This is a genomic window from Peribacillus deserti, from assembly GCF_002863585.1.
Taxonomy (GTDB): domain Bacteria; phylum Bacillota; class Bacilli; order Bacillales; family DSM-1321; genus Paraperibacillus; species Paraperibacillus deserti_A.
This window is the reverse complement of record NZ_PGUY01000062.1, coordinates 133,300-150,674: the sequence shown is the minus strand read 5'-3', so window position 1 is coordinate 150,674 and position 17,375 is coordinate 133,300. Positions and strand designations below refer to the sequence as shown.

At 40.8% G+C, this 17,375-nt stretch carries 17 protein-coding genes and 1 other RNA gene; 3 read left to right on the top strand and 15 right to left on the bottom strand.

Annotation, left to right across the window (positions count from 1 at the left end; genetic code table 11):
• Positions 1 to 976: 976 nt before the first annotated feature.
• The 11 genes from CUU66_RS19365 to CUU66_RS19325 form a co-directional block, all read right to left on the bottom strand.
• Positions 977 to 2,890: an ATP-dependent DNA helicase gene (locus tag CUU66_RS19365; RefSeq protein ID WP_101645044.1), complete on the bottom strand. Its 1,914-nt coding sequence runs from the start codon at positions 2,888 to 2,890 to the stop codon at positions 977 to 979.
• 101 nt (positions 2,891 to 2,991) lie between these two features.
• Positions 2,992 to 3,159, bottom strand: a complete 168-nt coding sequence (locus tag CUU66_RS24390) for a hypothetical protein (protein ID WP_180955358.1) — start codon at positions 3,157 to 3,159, stop codon at positions 2,992 to 2,994.
• Between the two features lie 77 nt (positions 3,160 to 3,236).
• Positions 3,237 to 4,373, bottom strand: a complete 1,137-nt coding sequence (locus CUU66_RS19360) for a THUMP domain-containing class I SAM-dependent RNA methyltransferase (RefSeq protein WP_101645043.1) — start codon at positions 4,371 to 4,373, stop codon at positions 3,237 to 3,239.
• Positions 4,374 to 4,613: 240 nt separating this feature from the next.
• Positions 4,614 to 5,016, bottom strand: an RNA gene (rnpB, locus tag CUU66_RS19355) — RNase P RNA component class B.
• Between the two features lie 62 nt (positions 5,017 to 5,078).
• Positions 5,079 to 5,390 (bottom strand): cell division regulator GpsB, encoded by a 312-nt coding sequence (gene gpsB, locus CUU66_RS19350; RefSeq protein ID WP_101645042.1) that lies wholly within the window; start codon positions 5,388 to 5,390, stop codon positions 5,079 to 5,081.
• 87 nt (positions 5,391 to 5,477) lie between these two features.
• Positions 5,478 to 6,023 carry a DUF1273 domain-containing protein gene (locus CUU66_RS19345; RefSeq protein ID WP_101645093.1) on the bottom strand — a complete coding sequence of 182 codons (546 nt, stop codon included), beginning with the start codon at positions 6,021 to 6,023 and terminating at the stop codon, positions 5,478 to 5,480.
• A gap of 61 nt (positions 6,024 to 6,084) precedes the next feature.
• Complete coding sequence (locus tag CUU66_RS25050; RefSeq protein WP_180955357.1) at positions 6,085 to 6,657, bottom strand: CotD family spore coat protein; 573 nt, start codon at positions 6,655 to 6,657, stop codon at positions 6,085 to 6,087.
• A 290-nt stretch (positions 6,658 to 6,947) separates the two neighbouring features.
• Positions 6,948 to 8,207 carry a ribonuclease H-like domain-containing protein gene (locus CUU66_RS19335; protein WP_101645041.1) on the bottom strand — a complete coding sequence of 420 codons (1,260 nt, stop codon included), beginning with the start codon at positions 8,205 to 8,207 and terminating at the stop codon, positions 6,948 to 6,950.
• 154 nt (positions 8,208 to 8,361) lie between these two features.
• Positions 8,362 to 10,611: a DEAD/DEAH box helicase gene (locus CUU66_RS19330; RefSeq protein ID WP_101645040.1), complete on the bottom strand. Its 2,250-nt coding sequence runs from the start codon at positions 10,609 to 10,611 to the stop codon at positions 8,362 to 8,364.
• A 1,099-nt stretch (positions 10,612 to 11,710) separates the two neighbouring features.
• Positions 11,711 to 11,854, bottom strand: coding sequence for a hypothetical protein (locus CUU66_RS24380; protein ID WP_180955356.1), 144 nt, complete (start codon positions 11,852 to 11,854; stop codon positions 11,711 to 11,713).
• 323 nt (positions 11,855 to 12,177) lie between these two features.
• Positions 12,178 to 12,978 carry an alpha/beta fold hydrolase gene (locus tag CUU66_RS19325; protein WP_101645039.1) on the bottom strand — a complete coding sequence of 267 codons (801 nt, stop codon included), beginning with the start codon at positions 12,976 to 12,978 and terminating at the stop codon, positions 12,178 to 12,180.
• A 166-nt stretch (positions 12,979 to 13,144) separates the two neighbouring features.
• Here CUU66_RS19325 and CUU66_RS19320 point away from each other — a divergent pair, with 166 nt between their 5' ends.
• A complete protein-coding gene (locus tag CUU66_RS19320) occupies positions 13,145 to 13,615 on the top strand; it encodes an Hsp20/alpha crystallin family protein (RefSeq protein ID WP_101645038.1) in 471 nt (156 codons plus the stop codon).
• A gap of 231 nt (positions 13,616 to 13,846) precedes the next feature.
• Here CUU66_RS19320 and CUU66_RS19315 read toward each other — a convergent pair whose 3' ends face one another.
• From CUU66_RS19315 to CUU66_RS19305, 3 genes are all read right to left on the bottom strand, one after another.
• Entirely contained in the window at positions 13,847 to 14,485 is a 639-nt protein-coding gene (locus CUU66_RS19315) for a YppG family protein (RefSeq protein WP_257968067.1), read from the bottom strand.
• Positions 14,486 to 14,567: 82 nt separating this feature from the next.
• Positions 14,568 to 14,936 (bottom strand): YppE family protein, encoded by a 369-nt coding sequence (locus CUU66_RS19310; RefSeq protein ID WP_101645037.1) that lies wholly within the window; start codon positions 14,934 to 14,936, stop codon positions 14,568 to 14,570.
• Positions 14,937 to 15,027: 91 nt separating this feature from the next.
• Entirely contained in the window at positions 15,028 to 15,297 is a 270-nt protein-coding gene (locus CUU66_RS19305) for a hypothetical protein (RefSeq protein WP_101645036.1), read from the bottom strand.
• Positions 15,298 to 15,481: 184 nt separating this feature from the next.
• On the opposite strand from CUU66_RS19305, the gene CUU66_RS24600 reads away from it, so the two are divergent.
• Entirely contained in the window at positions 15,482 to 15,586 is a 105-nt protein-coding gene (locus tag CUU66_RS24600) for a spore protein (RefSeq protein WP_219622801.1), read from the top strand.
• A 70-nt stretch (positions 15,587 to 15,656) separates the two neighbouring features.
• Here the strand turns inward: CUU66_RS24600 and CUU66_RS19300 are convergent, their stop codons facing one another.
• Positions 15,657 to 16,640, bottom strand: coding sequence for a DUF2515 family protein (locus tag CUU66_RS19300; RefSeq protein WP_101645035.1), 984 nt, complete (start codon positions 16,638 to 16,640; stop codon positions 15,657 to 15,659).
• Between the two features lie 119 nt (positions 16,641 to 16,759).
• On the opposite strand from CUU66_RS19300, the gene recU reads away from it, so the two are divergent.
• Positions 16,760 to 17,371, top strand: a complete 612-nt coding sequence (recU, locus tag CUU66_RS19295) for a Holliday junction resolvase RecU (RefSeq protein WP_101645034.1) — start codon at positions 16,760 to 16,762, stop codon at positions 17,369 to 17,371.
• The last annotated feature ends 4 nt before the right edge of the window (positions 17,372 to 17,375 follow it).

Below are 17,375 nucleotides of genomic sequence, written 5' to 3'. Positions count from 1 at the left end.
GTTCCTAATGTATTTTATCATATTTTTATTTTATACTTAACTGTAATGTAAGAATAAAATGTATTTTCTAAAAACTCGAAGGAGACTGGAATTATGGAATTGGCTGGCAGATGTTCTAGCTGCGGCAAAAATATATACTGCCGTGACGGCTTTCTGGATGGTGTCATCAATAATAAATCAGAGTTGCTGTGTTATACATGCTCAGAACTTAAAGGCAGCGACGAAGAAAAGGAGATAAAATAGTATTTTTATCTCCCAGCTTGTGAAAAAAGGAATTCTATGTTGAAACTGATTCTTTAGGAAAGAGAACCCATGATTAAATAGATTATAAATGGACCGTTTACAATTCTTTTTTTAAAATCGAATTTAGTATTTCTTATTCAGTTTTGCGTACTCAGCTGCCGTTGAACTAACACTCAGAACACTGGGGAAAATGTGGTCGTTTTTTCCAATAAATATGTATTTTTGCTGATAAAACATCAATCTAAGTAACTTTTTTGCAGCTTGTCTCCCCAGCTCTGGAAAAACAGGGTTTTTGGATGGGGTTTTAATTAAAAGTAAAGGATTTAGAACCACGGAATAGGGTTTATGCTTACCTTCTATGGAGATATGCTTATATATTGAAGACTTATGCTTAGGTTTCGCGGGTTTATGCTTATGTTTTCACTGTTTATGATTATCTGTCTTCTTCCTATGCTTATGTTTAGTGCTTTATGCTTATCCAGCAGTCTTTATGCTTTTCTTTTAAGGAATATGCTTATCGCCGAGCGGGAATCCCCTTTTTAATGTCAGCGCTTTGACCTATTACAGAAAACCATGCAGGGCTCGCCTATACAGTGCAGATTATCGGCCAGCGCTGTATTGATTTGTTTATATCCGGAAAAATAGTCGCCGAGATTATCTCGACAGAAAAAAGGAGATAAAATCATATTTATTTTATCTCCCTTACTGCCGGATTATTGGCCTTACCTTTTATTTAACTTGGGGTGACAGGGAGGATTTCCTCTATCTTGCTCCTTGCAGCTTCATTCAATTCAGCAGGCAGGAGGATATGCACTGTGCCCCTATCATCCGTGGTCCTTATCAGTCTGCCGATCCCCTGTCTCAGCCTCAAGAGCATATAAGGAAGATCCACCTGAAGGTATGGATTTTTTACAGCCTGTCTTTTTGCCTCAAAAACTGGATCTTTTGGAGGATAAGGCAATGAGAAGATCACAACATTGGACAGTGAAGGTCCTGGAATATCAAGTCCTTCCCAGAGATGGAATGAGCAAAGAACAGACGTTTCCTCTTTCTGAAAGGTACGAACTAGATCGCTGATCTCAGCATCCCCTTCATAATAGATATTAAAGGGCAGATCTTTGTGTACATTTTCCTTAAACCATAGGAGTTCTTCTTTAGAGTTAAATAATACCAGGGACGACCCTCCCGATTCTCCTAAAGCTTTCATCGTATATACAAGCTTTTCCTCGTTCGTCTGAATTACCGGTGTTGAAATCTTCATCACCTCTTCATAGTCGAAAGGAGAAGCCACTGAGAAACTTAGATATTCTTGGATTCCCAGACTTTCTGCAATATAATCAAAAGATTTATTGTCTGATAGCGTAGCCGAAGAAAATATAAATGGTACTTTTTGTGAAAATACCTGTTCACTTAATATATCTTTAACGAGCCTTGGCATGATTACCAATGTTCTCGAAATCCCTTCCTGCTCAAACCAGACAACAGCCTGTCTTTCTTTTAACAGCAAAGAGAGTGAATAGGAAAGTCCTTCTAGATACTCCTCAGTTACTTTAAGCTGATAATCATTAATGGTATACATTTCAGCATCAAATACTAGATTGTCTTCAAGCTCCTGTATTTTCTCATTGAAATGGCTGGCTAGAGAAATGATGGATGGATTCAAGTCAATCTGCAGTCTATTAGAACCCTTTACTTCGGTTGCCTGCTGGTTGAGTTCGCTGAAAAACTTCTGATTAATTTCTAATATCTCATCGATGACATAGAGAGTTTCATCTCTTATATCATTTGCGGAGAGTCTGTCGAGTACGGACGAAATGGTATTCTCAGCAATTCTATAAGTAAGGGCTTTTTGGGCAGAAAACTCAAGCAAATGCCCTTCATCAAATACCACACAGCTGTATTCGGGCAGAAGCGGAAGCTGTCCTTCTCTTTTTCTGGACTCTTTAGTCCAGACATGCTCCATAAAGAAATCATGGGAACAAATGATTAAGTCACTCGATTTCCGGTAGAAATCACGTGAAAGCGTTTGGCCGCAACGGTGGCGCTGTTCACAAGTAAAACAGCTTTGGAGGCTGTCCCAGTTAATCTTGCTCCATTCTTCGTCATTCACATAAGAGTACATTTTACGGTCTCCATATGGAGCGTAGGCTGCCATGGAAGAACCTTGATGAACAAATTTAGGCAGTTCTTCGAATACCTGGTCAATGGCTTCTGAGTCTACATGATTTACAGCAAGGTCGAGCTTATTGAGGCATAAGTATTGCTCATGAGATTTTGCTAGTCTTACATCCACCTCAATCCCCAATGCTTTCTCCAGTTTGGAAATATCGCCTTCTTTTTTTACCAGCTGCTCGATGAGAGTTTCGTCTGCACATGAAATGATGGCTGGTTTATTAAAATATCGGGCATAAAAGATGGCATATAAAAGATAGCTGATGGTTTTACCAGTGCCTACTCCCGCTTCAGCGAACATTATTTTTTTCTCTTTAAAAGCTTTCTCAAGCTGAAAGGCCATAAAAACCTGTTCATCCCTCAGCTCAAATCCTTTTTCTGGAAGGATATCGTAAAAAACATCGCCAATCCACTCTGACAGTTTATCGTAGAATGAGTCGGTCTTCGTTATAGCGAATGGAAATGATTGTGCCATTAGTACTCTCCTTTTACTCCCTGTTCTGTTTGTTACACAAATCAAGTAAATGAAACACTTGTATCAAAAGAAAAATGCGCCCAAAAGCGCACTCATCTTACTTATATTTTTGCTTGAAGATGAAAGGATAAAGCTTGATTTAAATTTCTCTCCGCTTCCATCAAGTCAGTAAGGCTCCTGTGATTGTACGGCTCTTCTTCTTTCAGCTTATCAAAAGTGGTTTGGATCGCTTTTGATATTAATTCAAAATTAATATATTGTTCTTGCAAGGCCAGCACTCCTCTGCAGGTAAAATGAACGATATTCTCATTTTATGCAGGATGATACTGCTCTATTCCATTCTAACTCATTTTCTTGGCGGTCTCGGGCCAAAAAATTGATAATAGTCTGTACGGATGAAACCATTGAACAATTTCCTTTTCTTTGTTGCCTGTTTCCCGTAATGTTTCTCGAAGTCTGGATGAGAGGTGATCATATACACGGACCAGGTATCGAGCCTGCTGAATGCTTTTCCCATTTCACGGTACATGTGTTCAACTGCGGGTTTATCTCCCAGACGTTCTCCATATGGAGGATTTCCAACTATAACGCCATATTCTTTTTTTGTCGTGAAATCCTTTACCTGCATCTGCTTGAATTCCAGCAGCTCGCCAAACCCAGCCTCCATACTGTTTTGCTTCGCGATTTCCACCATTTTGTGATCAATATCGAAACCACTTATATCGAGAGGTTGACCATATTTAGCGGTATCTTCAGCTTCCATGCGTACGTCTTCCCAAATATCTGGTGAGATCCATCCCCATGATTCTGACACAAACTCCCGGTTGAAGCCCGGTGCTATATTTTGGCCGATCATTGCAGCTTCGATCGGGATGGTCCCAGACCCGCAGAATGGATCAACAAAAGGACGGTCAGGGTGCCAGTTAGTCAGCTTAATCAAAGAAGCAGCCAATGTTTCCTTGATAGGTGCCTCACCCTGCCCGGCCCTATAACCCCTGCGATGAAGGCCTGCACCGCTGGTATCGATGGTCAAAGTAGCTTTATCTTTCAATAAAGAAACCTCAATTTTAAAAAGAGGTCCTGTTTCCTGAAACCATGACACAGTCTTATAGCGGCTTTTAAGTCTTTCCACAATTGCTTTTTTTACAATTGCCTGGCAGTCGGACACGCTGAACAATTCAGATTTAACCGATTTGCCGGACACAGGAAATTCTGCGTCTTCAGGCAGATAATCTTCCCAATTTAATCTTTTTGTGTTTTCAAACAGCTCCTCGAAACTTTTTGCCGGGAATTCACCTACTATTATCTTGACTCTGTCTGCCGTGCGAAGCCATAAATTTGTTCGCGCGATGGCTTTTTCATCACCTTTAAAAAGAACACGTCCATTTTCAGCTTGACATTCATAGCCAAGATCCTTTAGTTCATTCGCTACGAGGGATTCTAAACCCATTGCCGCAGTGGCAGCTAATGTAAATTTACTCATTGATCCACCCACCTAGAATAATAATCAGAGCACTTCCTTTTCAACGCTTCTCTTGCGAAGGGCATGTAATATCCAAGATCATAAATTCCAATGTTCTTCCTGGTTATTAATATGCTTCTTTCCAGCTAAAATAAAAGGTCTCTATGTACTTTCCCTATGTACCATAAAAAAACTCTCCCTTAGACAGGAGAGCTCTGTATGCAGCATTTATAATTCAAAAAATAAAGCAGTTTGATAACGTTCTGTAAGCCATGTTTTGTTCCTAGGTACTAATAACGACAAAAATGTCTCGTACCAGGGCGGCAATCATCTATCTACGGATATAAATATATCCGTCCTTCTCTTTGTTCATTTCCAATTGAGAAGGTTCCCCTACCTAAATTTGGGTTTCTCGCTCGTGGGGTTTACCCTCGTTCCACCCTTTCCATTTCTAGAAAGGCTACGTCACTGTGGCACTTTTACAGGTACCGGCACCATATCAGGAAACTGACTTAGGTGCTTTCCCAGCCGTCAGCCGAGTATACACCCAGCTGCCCTAGCTTATGACTTCGCTAGGCACGAACACTACAGGCATCGCAGCCTGTGCGAGCATGGACTTTCCTCTACAGCGTAGCATAAGCTGCTGCAGCGATTACCCGAACGTCATCGAACATGACAATAGTTATTATATACAATATAAGTCACTACTGCAATGGTAAAATAATCTTAATCGAACAGTTTATTCCCAAATACATGTTTTTCTAAATTAGACAGCCGCTTCAGGATATCAAAGTTGGTTGTACCAGGTCCGGGGGCCGGTGCTGGTGCAACAGGTCTTCTCGATGTATCCTCCGTCTGTTTTTTCAGCCGCAGGTTTTCCTGCCTCAATTCTTCAATTTCATGATGAAAGGTTTCGTAATCCTTTATAATCAGATCCAGAAATTGATCTACATCTTCCGGCTTATATCCGCGCATTGCCGTTTTAAAATCTTTTTCAAGAATATCTTTTGCTGTTAATTTGATCTTATCAGATAGCATAAGACTTCACCTCAGAACTTTCACGAAGCATTTAATTTTACTTTATTTTTTCAAAAATATAGGGATTTGTCAATTTTAATATTTAAATTACTCCCACTGATCCTCTTCAGCAATCTGCTGCAGGTCGTCAAAAGTGATCTGGTAAATTGGGTATGGATGTGAATCAGCATAAGCCCTGGCATCCTCATAAATGAATTTAGGAGAGCCTTCACGTTCCTCGTCGTAAAATATTAGCAATGCATCACTTTTTTTTATGCAGAAATGGTTTTTTGTTTTTAGCTGTTGCGGACTTTCATATGGTTTTTTAGAAATAGAGTCTACAAAATCGGACTGGGCCAATATGGATTCGTAGTATTCCTTATTGGTTTCATTCCAGTTCGCCTCTTGATCAAGATACGGGGTCAGCACCGCAATTTTTAAGTTTGTATATTCCTCCTGCAGCTCAAAGACAGCTTCGGCTGCCCATAATTCGGTTCCCAGCTGTCCTGAAATCAGCACCCATTCCAGACCTTCTTCAATTAGACTCAGCAGATGGTTTCTAATTGCTTTTTTTATGTAATCGACGCCTTGATGCTCTCTTTTAAATATCCCCAATTCAAATCCCTTATAGCCAGTAATAAAGATATTTTTTATCATAGCAGCCTCTTCTCTTTGTGGGAATATAAAAAATTAAGGGCTTTTCAGCCCTTAATTATTAAAACCAGCATCTAGGTCTTGGCGGACAAGGCGGCGGGCACGGAGGCGGGCATGGCGGCGGGCATGCCGGCAATATTGCTGGCGCCACAGGACCTGGTCCGCAGATAAACTCCTGATTCACTGCCTGGTTCACGACATTTGTCGTATGCGGGAAAAAATGCTGGTGTTTGAATACATGTGTATTCACAATAGTAGTATTTGACGGGTGAATATGCGGAACAATATGGTTAATGATATTTTCTTGAACATTTTGCTGCGTCGGGCTGACAACTGGAGCTTCCACTTGTGTCGGGCCTACTTGAGCTGGACTCACCTGAGCAGGTAACACTGCCGGTCCTGGAGGTCCTTGTGGTCCTTGTGGCCCCATTGGTCCCATCGGGCCTTGTGGTCCCATTGGACCCATTTGCCCCATTGGTCCTGGGGATCCCGCTGGTCCTGCAGGCCCCATATGCCCCATCGGTCCCATTGGTCCTGGGGGTCCCATCGGTCCTTGTGGTCCCATTGGCCCCATTGGTCCTGGAGCGGGCGGCTGGTATGCAGGGCTTACTTGGGTCGGATATTTCTTTTCCATAAAGCTTCCCCTTTCATCATAAAGTTTAACTTACAATTACAGATTATGATGAACAGGACGTTCGTGTACTGGTTAATTGCCCTATTTTAAAGCAAAAATGAGTAGAAGTTATCCTTCAGAGTGGAAAATACAACCGCCGTTAAACAAACAACAACAAAAAACAAAACTAAGATCGCTTTATACATGATAGCCCCCGCTTGATGAATGAGTATATTTTCGTTTATATTTTACACACTTTAACAAATTGCGACAATTACTTTTTGGGATTTTGTGAAGATATTTACATGCGGTTATTCCTTAGTATGGCCAGCTTTTTTAGAAAGCCTGACCAGTCTCCATTTCAAGTCTGCAGCAGCCTTTTTTTCCTTTTGGTCTGGAGGAAAAAGAGACAACGCATTCTGAGTTACCTGGATAGCCTTGACATAGTTCTTTTGTGAATGTTCGTAGATCTTCGCCAGTTCAATACAAGCTTCGATTTGCTCCTTTAAAATACCCTCCTCGGCAACCTTATGCCATGCATTCAGCGCCTTCTCTTCCTCCCTGTTTTTCTTCCATTGAAATGCGAGGGCATGGAGGGCTGATATGCGCTGCACAGCATTGTCTGCCTCTAACACCTTATTGTACGCTTTGATGGCTGTTTCTTTCTCCCCGAGTCCTAGATACCATCTGGCTACTTCATAGGATGAAAGGTCTGAGCCTTCTTTTTGCAGCAGCTGCACGGAAAGATGGGTATATAGAGTAATAAGAGTAAGCACATCTATTTCATTATGTTTCATAATGCCAAATAAACCTTTAGGATCTTTTCTCTCTAGATAATCAAAATATATATATGGGGCCAGGTATCCAGGCATATCGTCCTGCCGCTCAATACCCAGAATATTTTTCTCCACGTTTATTAATTTAACTTTCTCCAGGTCGTTTTTCCACAGCCTTCGTGAGGCGTGGTATAAATCAAAATGACCATACTGGGGCAGTTTAGGAACATGCTCCCTGATCAGCGTATGCCTGGTCTTAAGCTGAGGCCAATCAAACGCTTTTCCGTTATATGTGACCAGTGTATTGTAATTTACTTTTTCCAAGAAGCTCTGATAGAGAGGAATTTCCGCACCTGGGTTAGGAAGAATGTGCTGCCTTACCGTTACCCCGCGGTCTGTGAAAAAGGCGTATCCAAGAATAAAAATGGTATTTCCCGTTCCTCCACCAAGGCCAGTGGTTTCGGTATCAAAAAAGAACATTTCCTCTGCCTGGATGCCCTTTGAAGACAGAGGATGGCTGTAATCGACCTCGTTCCAGGCTTCGACCGCCTTCTTTGCATCGTGTAATGTATAAATCCCGTGCTGATGATCCATATCATAGTGAACTTCTCTAATAAAACAATACTCATCTTCCATTTTATATACATGGGTATCATTCTCAGTCCATTTTTCCAGAAAAGGAATCTCCAGGGGTTCTGTCTGTATGACTTGCTGTTCTGCCACAGGAAGGGGATGCTCTTCCTGCGGCAGGTTCATATGCCCCTTTAAACGGCCAAGTTTAGCTTTTAATGACATCTAATCCACTCACTTTTCAAACTTTATTCGCCAGGGTATCTTCTCGTCGATTTTTTATCTCTTGGATACCTAGAATATAAGATAAGCAAACTGTTCCTTGACTGGAGGTACGCCTTTTTCATGGCAGCTCATTCTTATGAATACTAGTAATCTTTTAAAATTGGTCTAAAAGCTCAATACTTCTCTTCTTCGCCTTGATCCCTTCAATTTCAGTTCCTATGCAGGAAGGGCAGCCATCCTGGCACCGGCACTTTTCAATGAGGTTTTTTGCAGCAGCCTTAACATCTTCAAAGCGTTTATAAACATCCTCCGCCAGTCCGATGCCTCCAGGGTAATGGTCATATAAAAATATTGTTGGAAGGCCTGTGTGGTTTGCTTTGATTTGTGATACAACGTGAATATCATTTCGGTCGCACATTACATGTACCGGGACCACATGCTGAAGTACATTTGCTATTCCCATTAACAGCTGTTCCAGTGTCTTTTCACCGAGCGTTGGATCGGATTGCTTTAATTCCATCCAGGCTGCACTTGTATGAAGTTCTTCTTCCGGCAGATATATCGGGCCGGAGCCAATGTTCTCGAATGTAGTCAATTTAATTTTTTTGAAAATGCTTGGTAAAATATTAATAGTGACATCGCCATAGTGAACAGAGGTGTTCTGACGGCTTATGGTTTTATCTATTTCTAGAACCTTAAGCTGTACTGCAAGGTTTGCATCTGTGTAATATTCTACATCGACTTCTCTGACATAAGCTTTTTTGTGGTCCCAATCCAGCTTTTCCACTTGGTACTGTACGCCTTCATGCAAGTAGATTGCTTCGTCATGAAGAAGTGTCATGGCACTGAACCGATCCATTTCACCAATGATTTTTACATTTGCTGTTTCTGACTGGTCAATGATTACAACATTTTCCTGAGAAGCTGAACGAAGACTGATATTACCAGCCGGGAACGATTGGTTTGCCCAATAGAATGTTTCTCCATTGTGGTGAAGGATTCTCTCTTCAACCAGATATTCCATGATCTCTTTGACGTCCAGCGGGCCAAATTCTTCATTTTCCTTAAATGGAAGTTCATAGGCTGCACATTTCAAGTGATCCACTAAGATGATCAAGTTCTCAGGATTGATCCTGGCTGACTCCGGCGATCGTTCGAAAAAGTACTCAGGATTCTGAACAATATATTGATCAATCGGTGTCGAACTGGCTACCATTAATATGAGAGCTTCACCATGTCTTCTTCCGGCGCGGCCTGCCTGCTGCCAGGTACTTGCCACGCTGCCTGGGTAACCGGTCATCACACAGACCTGCAGCTGGCCAATATCCACTCCTAATTCCAATGCATTCGTACTGACTACTCCTAGTATTTCTCCTTCCCGCAAGCCCCGTTCTATTTCCCTTCGCTGCTTAGGAAGATAACCGCCCCTGTATCCTCTAATGGATTTTGCCCCCAGCTGGTCTTTCACCAGTTCCTGTATGTGGCTGAGTATAATTTCGACTCTCACCCTGCTTCTGGCAAATACGATTGTCTGTATCTTATTTTTAAGGAATTCTTTGGCCAGTTGATTGACCTCAACCGTTGCACTTTTTCTTATATTCAGCGGCTTGTTGACAATTGGGGGATTATAAAACACAAAATGTTTCCGCCCTCTCGGTGCCCCATTGTCATCAATCAGGCGCATAGGATTACCTGTGAGCTGTTCTGCTAATTCCTTTGGATTGGCGATCGTTGCGGAAGTACAGATAAAAATAGGACTGCTCCCATAAAACTTACAGATTCTTTTCAGCCTTCTGATCACATTCGCTACATGGCTCCCAAAGACCCCTCGGTACGTATGCAATTCGTCGATTACAACATATTTAAGATTTTCAAACAAACTTACCCACTTGGTATGATGCGGAAGGATGGCCGAATGAAGCATATCAGGGTTCGTAATAACGATATGTCCAGCCTTTCTGACCACCTGCCTTATTGCTGGCGATGTATCTCCGTCGTAGGTATAGCTTTTGATATCTATTCCCATCTCGTCGATGATTTCATTTAATTCACTCTTCTGGTCTTGGGCTAAAGCTTTTGTCGGAAATATGTATAAAGCGCGGTTGGCGTCATTCTCAGCAATGGATTGAAGGACAGGAAGGTTATAACACAGAGTTTTTCCAGAAGCTGTAGGGGTCACTGCAACAATATTTTCTCCTTGTTGAAGGGTTTGAAAGGCTGTATATTGATGGCTGTACAGCTCATTGATCCCCCTTTTTTGGAGGGCAGCACTGATTCTTTTATCTACTTTTTCAGGCATTTCCCTTGTTTTTGCTTCCTGAGGCTCTATTTCATGCCAATTAATTATATTTTCATTCTTTCTCAAGCCTTCTATTAATTCGGAAAGTGATTTTTTTCTAAACATCGTTCCACCTCTTTATACCTATAGTTTACCGAATATTTGTTTGGCTGACTAGCTGTTCGTATTAACAAAGATTGGAAACTATTGGTTTGGTGCTTTAATAGAGTACAAAACAAAGAGGCTGCATACTGCAGAAGACCAAGACACTTATCCAGAATGATGTCATCTTTTACGCTCCTGTATGTCCGGCTGCAATGTAAGTATAGGCTTTAGTAATTCTGATGACCTCAGCTTCATTAGAGTATATTTCTCTTTCTTTAGAATTGCTCGGTTTGGGTATAAATATTTACGATTTAAAGGGAGCCTAGAATTTAATAAGGGGGAAAACAAGGGGAATAACAGATAGATGTAATGTAATAGGGACTTTTTATAATTCGATGATCTCTAATCTTTTTGTCATACTTCATACAATCTTCGGAATGCTATTTCATCGGGCTTTTAATATCTGGAATGCACCGCCTTTCATGTCCGCCCGCTTATAACACCGCCTTGGATTCATAATGATTAAGAAAAGCTCCATTTTAATAAATTTTGAATCTTTTTTATCGAAAAAACGCTAAAAAAGCAGTGCTTTCGTCCTCTAGGCACCGCTTTTCGGGATTCTCATTTAATTTGCTAGAGTATTTTACAGGGATTTTAAGGATTTAACTTAATTTTGTTTAGATTCAGAGACTTGCTCAATGCCTTATGCTTATGTTTTTAATGTTTATGCTTAAGTTAAGGATGCTTATGATTGTGTTTAATACTTATATGCTTATGTTTTGTAGTTTTATGCTTATGTGCTGCCAGCCTATGCTTCTCTTTTCGACCATATGCTTCTCACTTGCCATATATGCTTATCTTTTCTTAGGCTGTTTTCGCAAACTTTGTTTCTATGGTACAAGAGGTCGATTGAAGCGAAAGGGCATGATCGCTTTCCGCGGGGCGGGCGGTGAGCCTCCTCTCACCTGTCCCGGTGCTCCCGCAGGAGTCTAGCATCTTTACGCTCCAATAAACCTGATTTAAAGGTGATGCAACAAAACTTATTAAAAAACAACAATCTTTTAGAAAAGAGCCTTTCATTAAGAGGCTTCTCTTTGGTATATATACTTTCCTCCAAAGCTTATCTCATGACATATATGCTTAGTCTGCCTCCAAGTGCTTCTCTCAGGCCATACTTTTGTCCAAATTCTTCTCTAATGCCATCTATACTAAACTCCTCTCTAAATGCTACTCTCAAGCCATATATGTTTAACTTTTCTTCCATATGCTTATCTTTTACTAGATGTGCTTATTTCCTCAAATTGACTCGTATTTCTCCACTGTTTGTGTCTGTGTTCATCATAGTCCCTTGGTTCTCCTGAATTTTTGAGTTCCCACTTCGCTATTAAACTTGGCCGTCAGGTACAGCGAAGTGCTATCGCTTTTCGTCCGGGCACACTGCACGCCTACGCGGTCGCCCTTTCCCTGCATTTCCCGAAGGTCCCCCGACTGGTGCGAATATTTACACATAACGCCAGCCACTCGACTAAAATGACCTTTAACCCTCCTGTAAAAAAACTCCCGTATCCATCGGGAGTTCATGCTGCTTTATTTCTTAAGCTCAGTTAGTTTGATCCAATTTTTAATGATACGAGCCAGTTCTTCCGGTGTCTCCAGCATCCCCATATGACCGGCTTTAGGCAGCAGCTCTGTTTTAATGTGGCTGTCTTCAACTGAAAAAACCTTCTCGGGGGGAGCCACTTTATCTTTTTCGCCGGCAACCAGTAAAACCGGTCTGGATGTTTCGCGTAGAACATAGTTTCGATCCGGACGGTTTCTCATAGCCATCAGCGCTCCCTTCGCGCCATTTACATCTGTTGCATAGCCGATTTCTTTTACTTTGCTTACCTTGTCTTTCAACTGGGCGAGGGAGTCTTTAGAGAAAAGATTAGGGATCAATCGATCAACGAAGGCTTCGAGTCCTCTTTCATCAATAAGATTTATATTTTCAATTCTTGCCTCTTTGGCTTCGTCTGTATCTGGGTAAGCTGTTGAATGGATGAGTCCGAATCCTTTGAGCTTTGAAGGGAAAAGCTCTGCGAATGCCAGGGAGATATAGCCGCTGAGGGAATGCCCGAACATATACACTTGGTCCAAGCTGTTTTCAGAGATAAAATGATACAAATCCCGCGCCATATCTGTAATCTCAAAAGCGGTGTCTTCTGCTTGGTTTCCCCCATGCCCCCTTAAATTTACACAAATGACGGTAAAATCGTCACTTAATAATGGTATAAGTTCATCCCAGTAATGAGCACTGCCGCAAAATCCGTGAAGGAATATCAGTACATCCCCTTTTCCTTCTTTTATATATGATAAACCGCTCTTTCTTATGGGTTGCGTTTCAGACATTTGCCAGCACCTCAGTTCTGTTTTTTGAAATACTTTTCCCTTCCGATGATTTTTATAAACAGATATATCTGGTCACAGGACATGGGGTTTCTTCATAGCCTGATATAAAAATGAAATGCTGGGATTAACTTCAGCAGATATGCTGTCTAAGAAAGGAGAAAAATAAATGTTACCGCCGGAAAACTCATCCCCGAAGCCACAGGGAAAAGAAAAGTTCTCAGAGCTGAGGGGTGCTTTTGATGCATTCTTTTCAGAAAAACCGATAAAAGGCATCTTACAATCCATGGATGAATTATTTACACTTTCTTTTTCTGAACGTTCTTTCCCGCTGGAAGTTCAGGAAGCTGATGAACACTATTTGGTTACTGCCAAGCTTCCTGGAATTTCGCGCCAGCAGATCGATATTGAAATGCTTAAACAGTCTCTCATTATTACAGTTACCCATCATGCAGAGCTTGAGAAAAAAAATGACAAGACCACTAGTATACATCGTGAACAGTCTCTTAAGAAATTGTCTAGAACTGTTTCATTTCATAAACCGATCAACGAAAAAGATATTACAGCCAATCACAAAGACGGGCTTCTTGTAATAATCATCCCCAAAATTAAAGGGAAAAGAATCTCGATTAATGAGTAAGCTGGACCGATCAAAAGCCCATGCACACAGAAATAGCGATAATACATGGGAACCATTCTTTAAATAGCTAGACCCTTTAACGAAAGTCTCTGACAGCAAATAACAAGAGCCTGTTTGATTTATCAAACAGGCTTCTTTATGTTCCCAGCTGCCTTTCCAGGTATCAATCCTTTATCCTGCACAGCAAAAAAGCCGTGGATGCTCCACAGCTCTAGGTCTGATAAAATCATATCAGGTTGAAACCTTAAACATTCCTCCGAACCCTTTTACAATAGAAGAAACTTGATTCATGGTATTCATCATCTGACCTGCTGTGGACATCATCTTATTAATGTCCAGCGACCCATCTTGGGTTTTAAATTGATTTAGGATGGATGACATCCCCTGCTTCTGCTGCTTTTGCATAAAGTTTTGCGTCGGGTATGGATTGGCCGGTATTGGGGCCGTTTGTTTTGCAGGCCCATAATTGTTACCCTGCTGTACATTCAGCGGGTTTTCAAAGGGATTCACCGCCGCTTGAGCCGAAGTCACAAAAGGTGCCTGATTCACATTCCCTTGATAGTGGCTCTGATAAGAATTAGGCAGAACTGGGAAATTCTGCTGCATCCCTGCCGTGTATGGCTGCTGTCCATATAAAGGGTTCATATGGCCTGTATAGGGCTCATTCATATAAGGCTGCCCAAAATTGCTGTCTGCATGCTGATAATAAGGCTGATAAGCATTCCCCTGGAAATTCATTATCGGGTTGTTATAATGCGGCATCACGGGAAGATAATTTTGGGCTGACACGCTATAATTTCCAGGGGGTACTGCATTCCTTATATATCCCGGATCTTGACTGTTATAGTTGAAAGGAGATCCTATCATCATGAGTGCTCCACCCTTCTCATGGTATTAGCTGATATATAACTATGCAGGAAGAAGTACCCCTGTGCTTATTCATCAAGATTAATTATCTGTCTTTTATATGAAGCAGTATAGCTTGAAGGGTATAACGGATCGATTGAAGCTGATTTTTAAATCTCTTTAAACTCGTTGATGGAAAAAAAGCCTGGACTGAACATGTTGAAATCAGCTCTCCAGCCTGTTCAATTTGTTCCTTGTAAATATGCTTTGGATTTTCCTCCCGAACATATTCCAGAGCCAATTCCATCCATTGATCGGTAAGAGTTTTTGCTGCTTCTGCAAAAGGCCGTACTTCTTCAAAAAAGTCTCTTTCCTGTTTATCTTCTTTCACTTGATTAAATATAGTTTCGATTTGATCTGTCAGCTCTAGCAGCTCTTCTGTTGATTGTATTAACCTATTTCGTCTATTCTCCAAAAAAACACCCTCCTTCGGCCATTTATTATTACTATACCTTTTGGCAAAGGAAGTTTAAAGATTCCAGATCTAAACTTCAGTTTCTACAATGTCAGCCCCTTACTAAATACGGTTCCAAGCCAGAGCCTATTTCCAGTGTTTTTCGCTCCCTGCTGCTAGATCCGTTTATCCTCTGCAGAAGTTGTGCAGTCCCGCTATATATTTTCTGAGCATTATCCATGATTTCAGAGCTATCCCTCCAGATTTCCTCTTTCTCTTTATCAGCAGTTATTCCCAGCGTGTCTTCTAACACTTCAAGCTGGTCATTAATTTCTAATAGCATCTTTAAGATTTTGTCTTTTGAAACCAATTTTTCAGCCATATTTTATTCCTCCCAGGCTATCTTTACTCCTAATATTCTGTATGAAAAATAAACTTCCTCCATCAGTGACAAAACTAGAAGTGAATCGCCAAAGAAAGTGTTAAAGCCCTATCAACAACCTCTTTTCGACATCCAAGAATGAAAACGGTCTCCTTGCAAATGCTAAAAACAGGAGGTGTTAGGCATGAAAAAGCAAGAAACCAATAAAAAATCTGGAAATCAAACAAAAGAAAACGCTCCAGGCTATGGAGATAAAAAACTGACCGGTTCAAACCGTCCTTCGGAATAAGATCACTGAAAAATCCCTGACCATATTTCGGCAGGGATTTTTACGTTGTATTTATACCCTTTCAAACTTATTACTTCCTCATTAATAGGCTGAAAACGGCTACACCTGCTTCCAATTGCTTCTGCTTTGATTTATACCAGCGTGTCAATTCTGCCTTTTCTACACTTTGTTCAATAAGCCATTTTTTTTTAATTTTTCGATGTGTATCCCATAACTCTGTCCCGTTTCTATGATGATTGATAACAGGATAAACGGTTCTTAGAAACGGCGTCTCCCTTGTTTTTTTATAGGGAAAATATTGTTCATAGTCGTTCCTCGATCCCGTATGCTCCGTACAAACTGTGAAATGGAGGAAATGTGGATATAGCTCCTTAGAAAAAAGAATAGAACCAAGCTTCTTTCCTAGTTCAATTCTAGAATCAAGGTTCCTAAAATTATAAGCACTTAATCCATAAAGCCTGCCATCCATGGTTGGAAATAAAACCGTGCTGAAATGCAGCCAGTCCTGAAATAAGAAGCTGAACGATTTAAATACCCAGTTATTATAATAAGGATGTTGAAGTACGGGCTGTTCAATCAAGTTTTGTTCATTTACGATCAGAGCAGTCATCAATCTTTCTTGATCCCGATGCTCCCAAAAGAATAACCATTCTCTTTCTATATATTCAGAAATATTAAACTTTCTGCATAAATGAAACATTGGCTTCCCTATTTTCGTCGAATAATGATAGAGCAGCAATTGGGGATATGCATCATCAAAAATCAGCCAGTTTGCCCGTTCGTAAGTTAAGAATAACGTTTTCCGATAATCATCAGATAATGCCCTCGGGAGCCAGAAGCCTTCGAGGTCACACATATTCCATCCAGCATTCCTTGAAACCATACTGGCTAGAAACGACCACTTAATTTCAGGATATGCCCTGAAAAATTGCTGGTACGCAGCCGTACGAGATATGTTATCCCTATTTTTGTAGCCGGTAACACTTCGAATATCATGTAAAATGTTGTCTTCATTTAGGATGAGTGGAGGATTATTTAAATATTTCAAGAACATCCCCCTTAAATCTAATTAAATGCTATTCTTTTATGTAGCTTAAGCGAATTTATACGTTTTATTCACCCCTTTAAGATAATATTTGCTATTATATTATGAGTGGTTAAGGAGGGGACAGATTGGCTTTTAATTATCCGAATGGGCGGAAATTTGTTTCAAGGCCGGATGCGGGAGTGAAAACACCCGTAAAAAAAATGAATTTTAGCAATCGGGGAATGACTTTAGAGGAAGACATCAATGCATCGAATGAATATTATTTAACCAATGGAATTGCAGTTGTTCATAAAAAACCGACACCCGTACAAATCGTGGACGTTCACTACCCGAAAAGAAGTGCGGCTGTCATTAAGGAAGCGTATTTTAAACAAACATCAACAACTGATTATAACGGTGTGTATAGAGGGAGATATATCGATTTTGAAGCAAAAGAAACACAAAATCCTTCCTCTTTTCCTTTAAAAAATTTTCATTCCCACCAGATTGAGCATATGCAGGCAGTCATGGATCAGGGGGCAATTGCTTTCGTCATTCTCCGCTTTACGGCGAATGAGGAAATCTTTTTAATGAAAGCAGAGGATTTAATTCAATTCTGGGAGCGTATGCTGGCCGGCGGCCGGAAATCCATTGCAAAACCAGAGGTGGAAGCATGTTCCTCTAGTATTCTGCTTGGTTTTCAGCCTAGAATTGACTATATTAAGATAATAGAACAGCTATATGCATCATACTTTTAGTTTT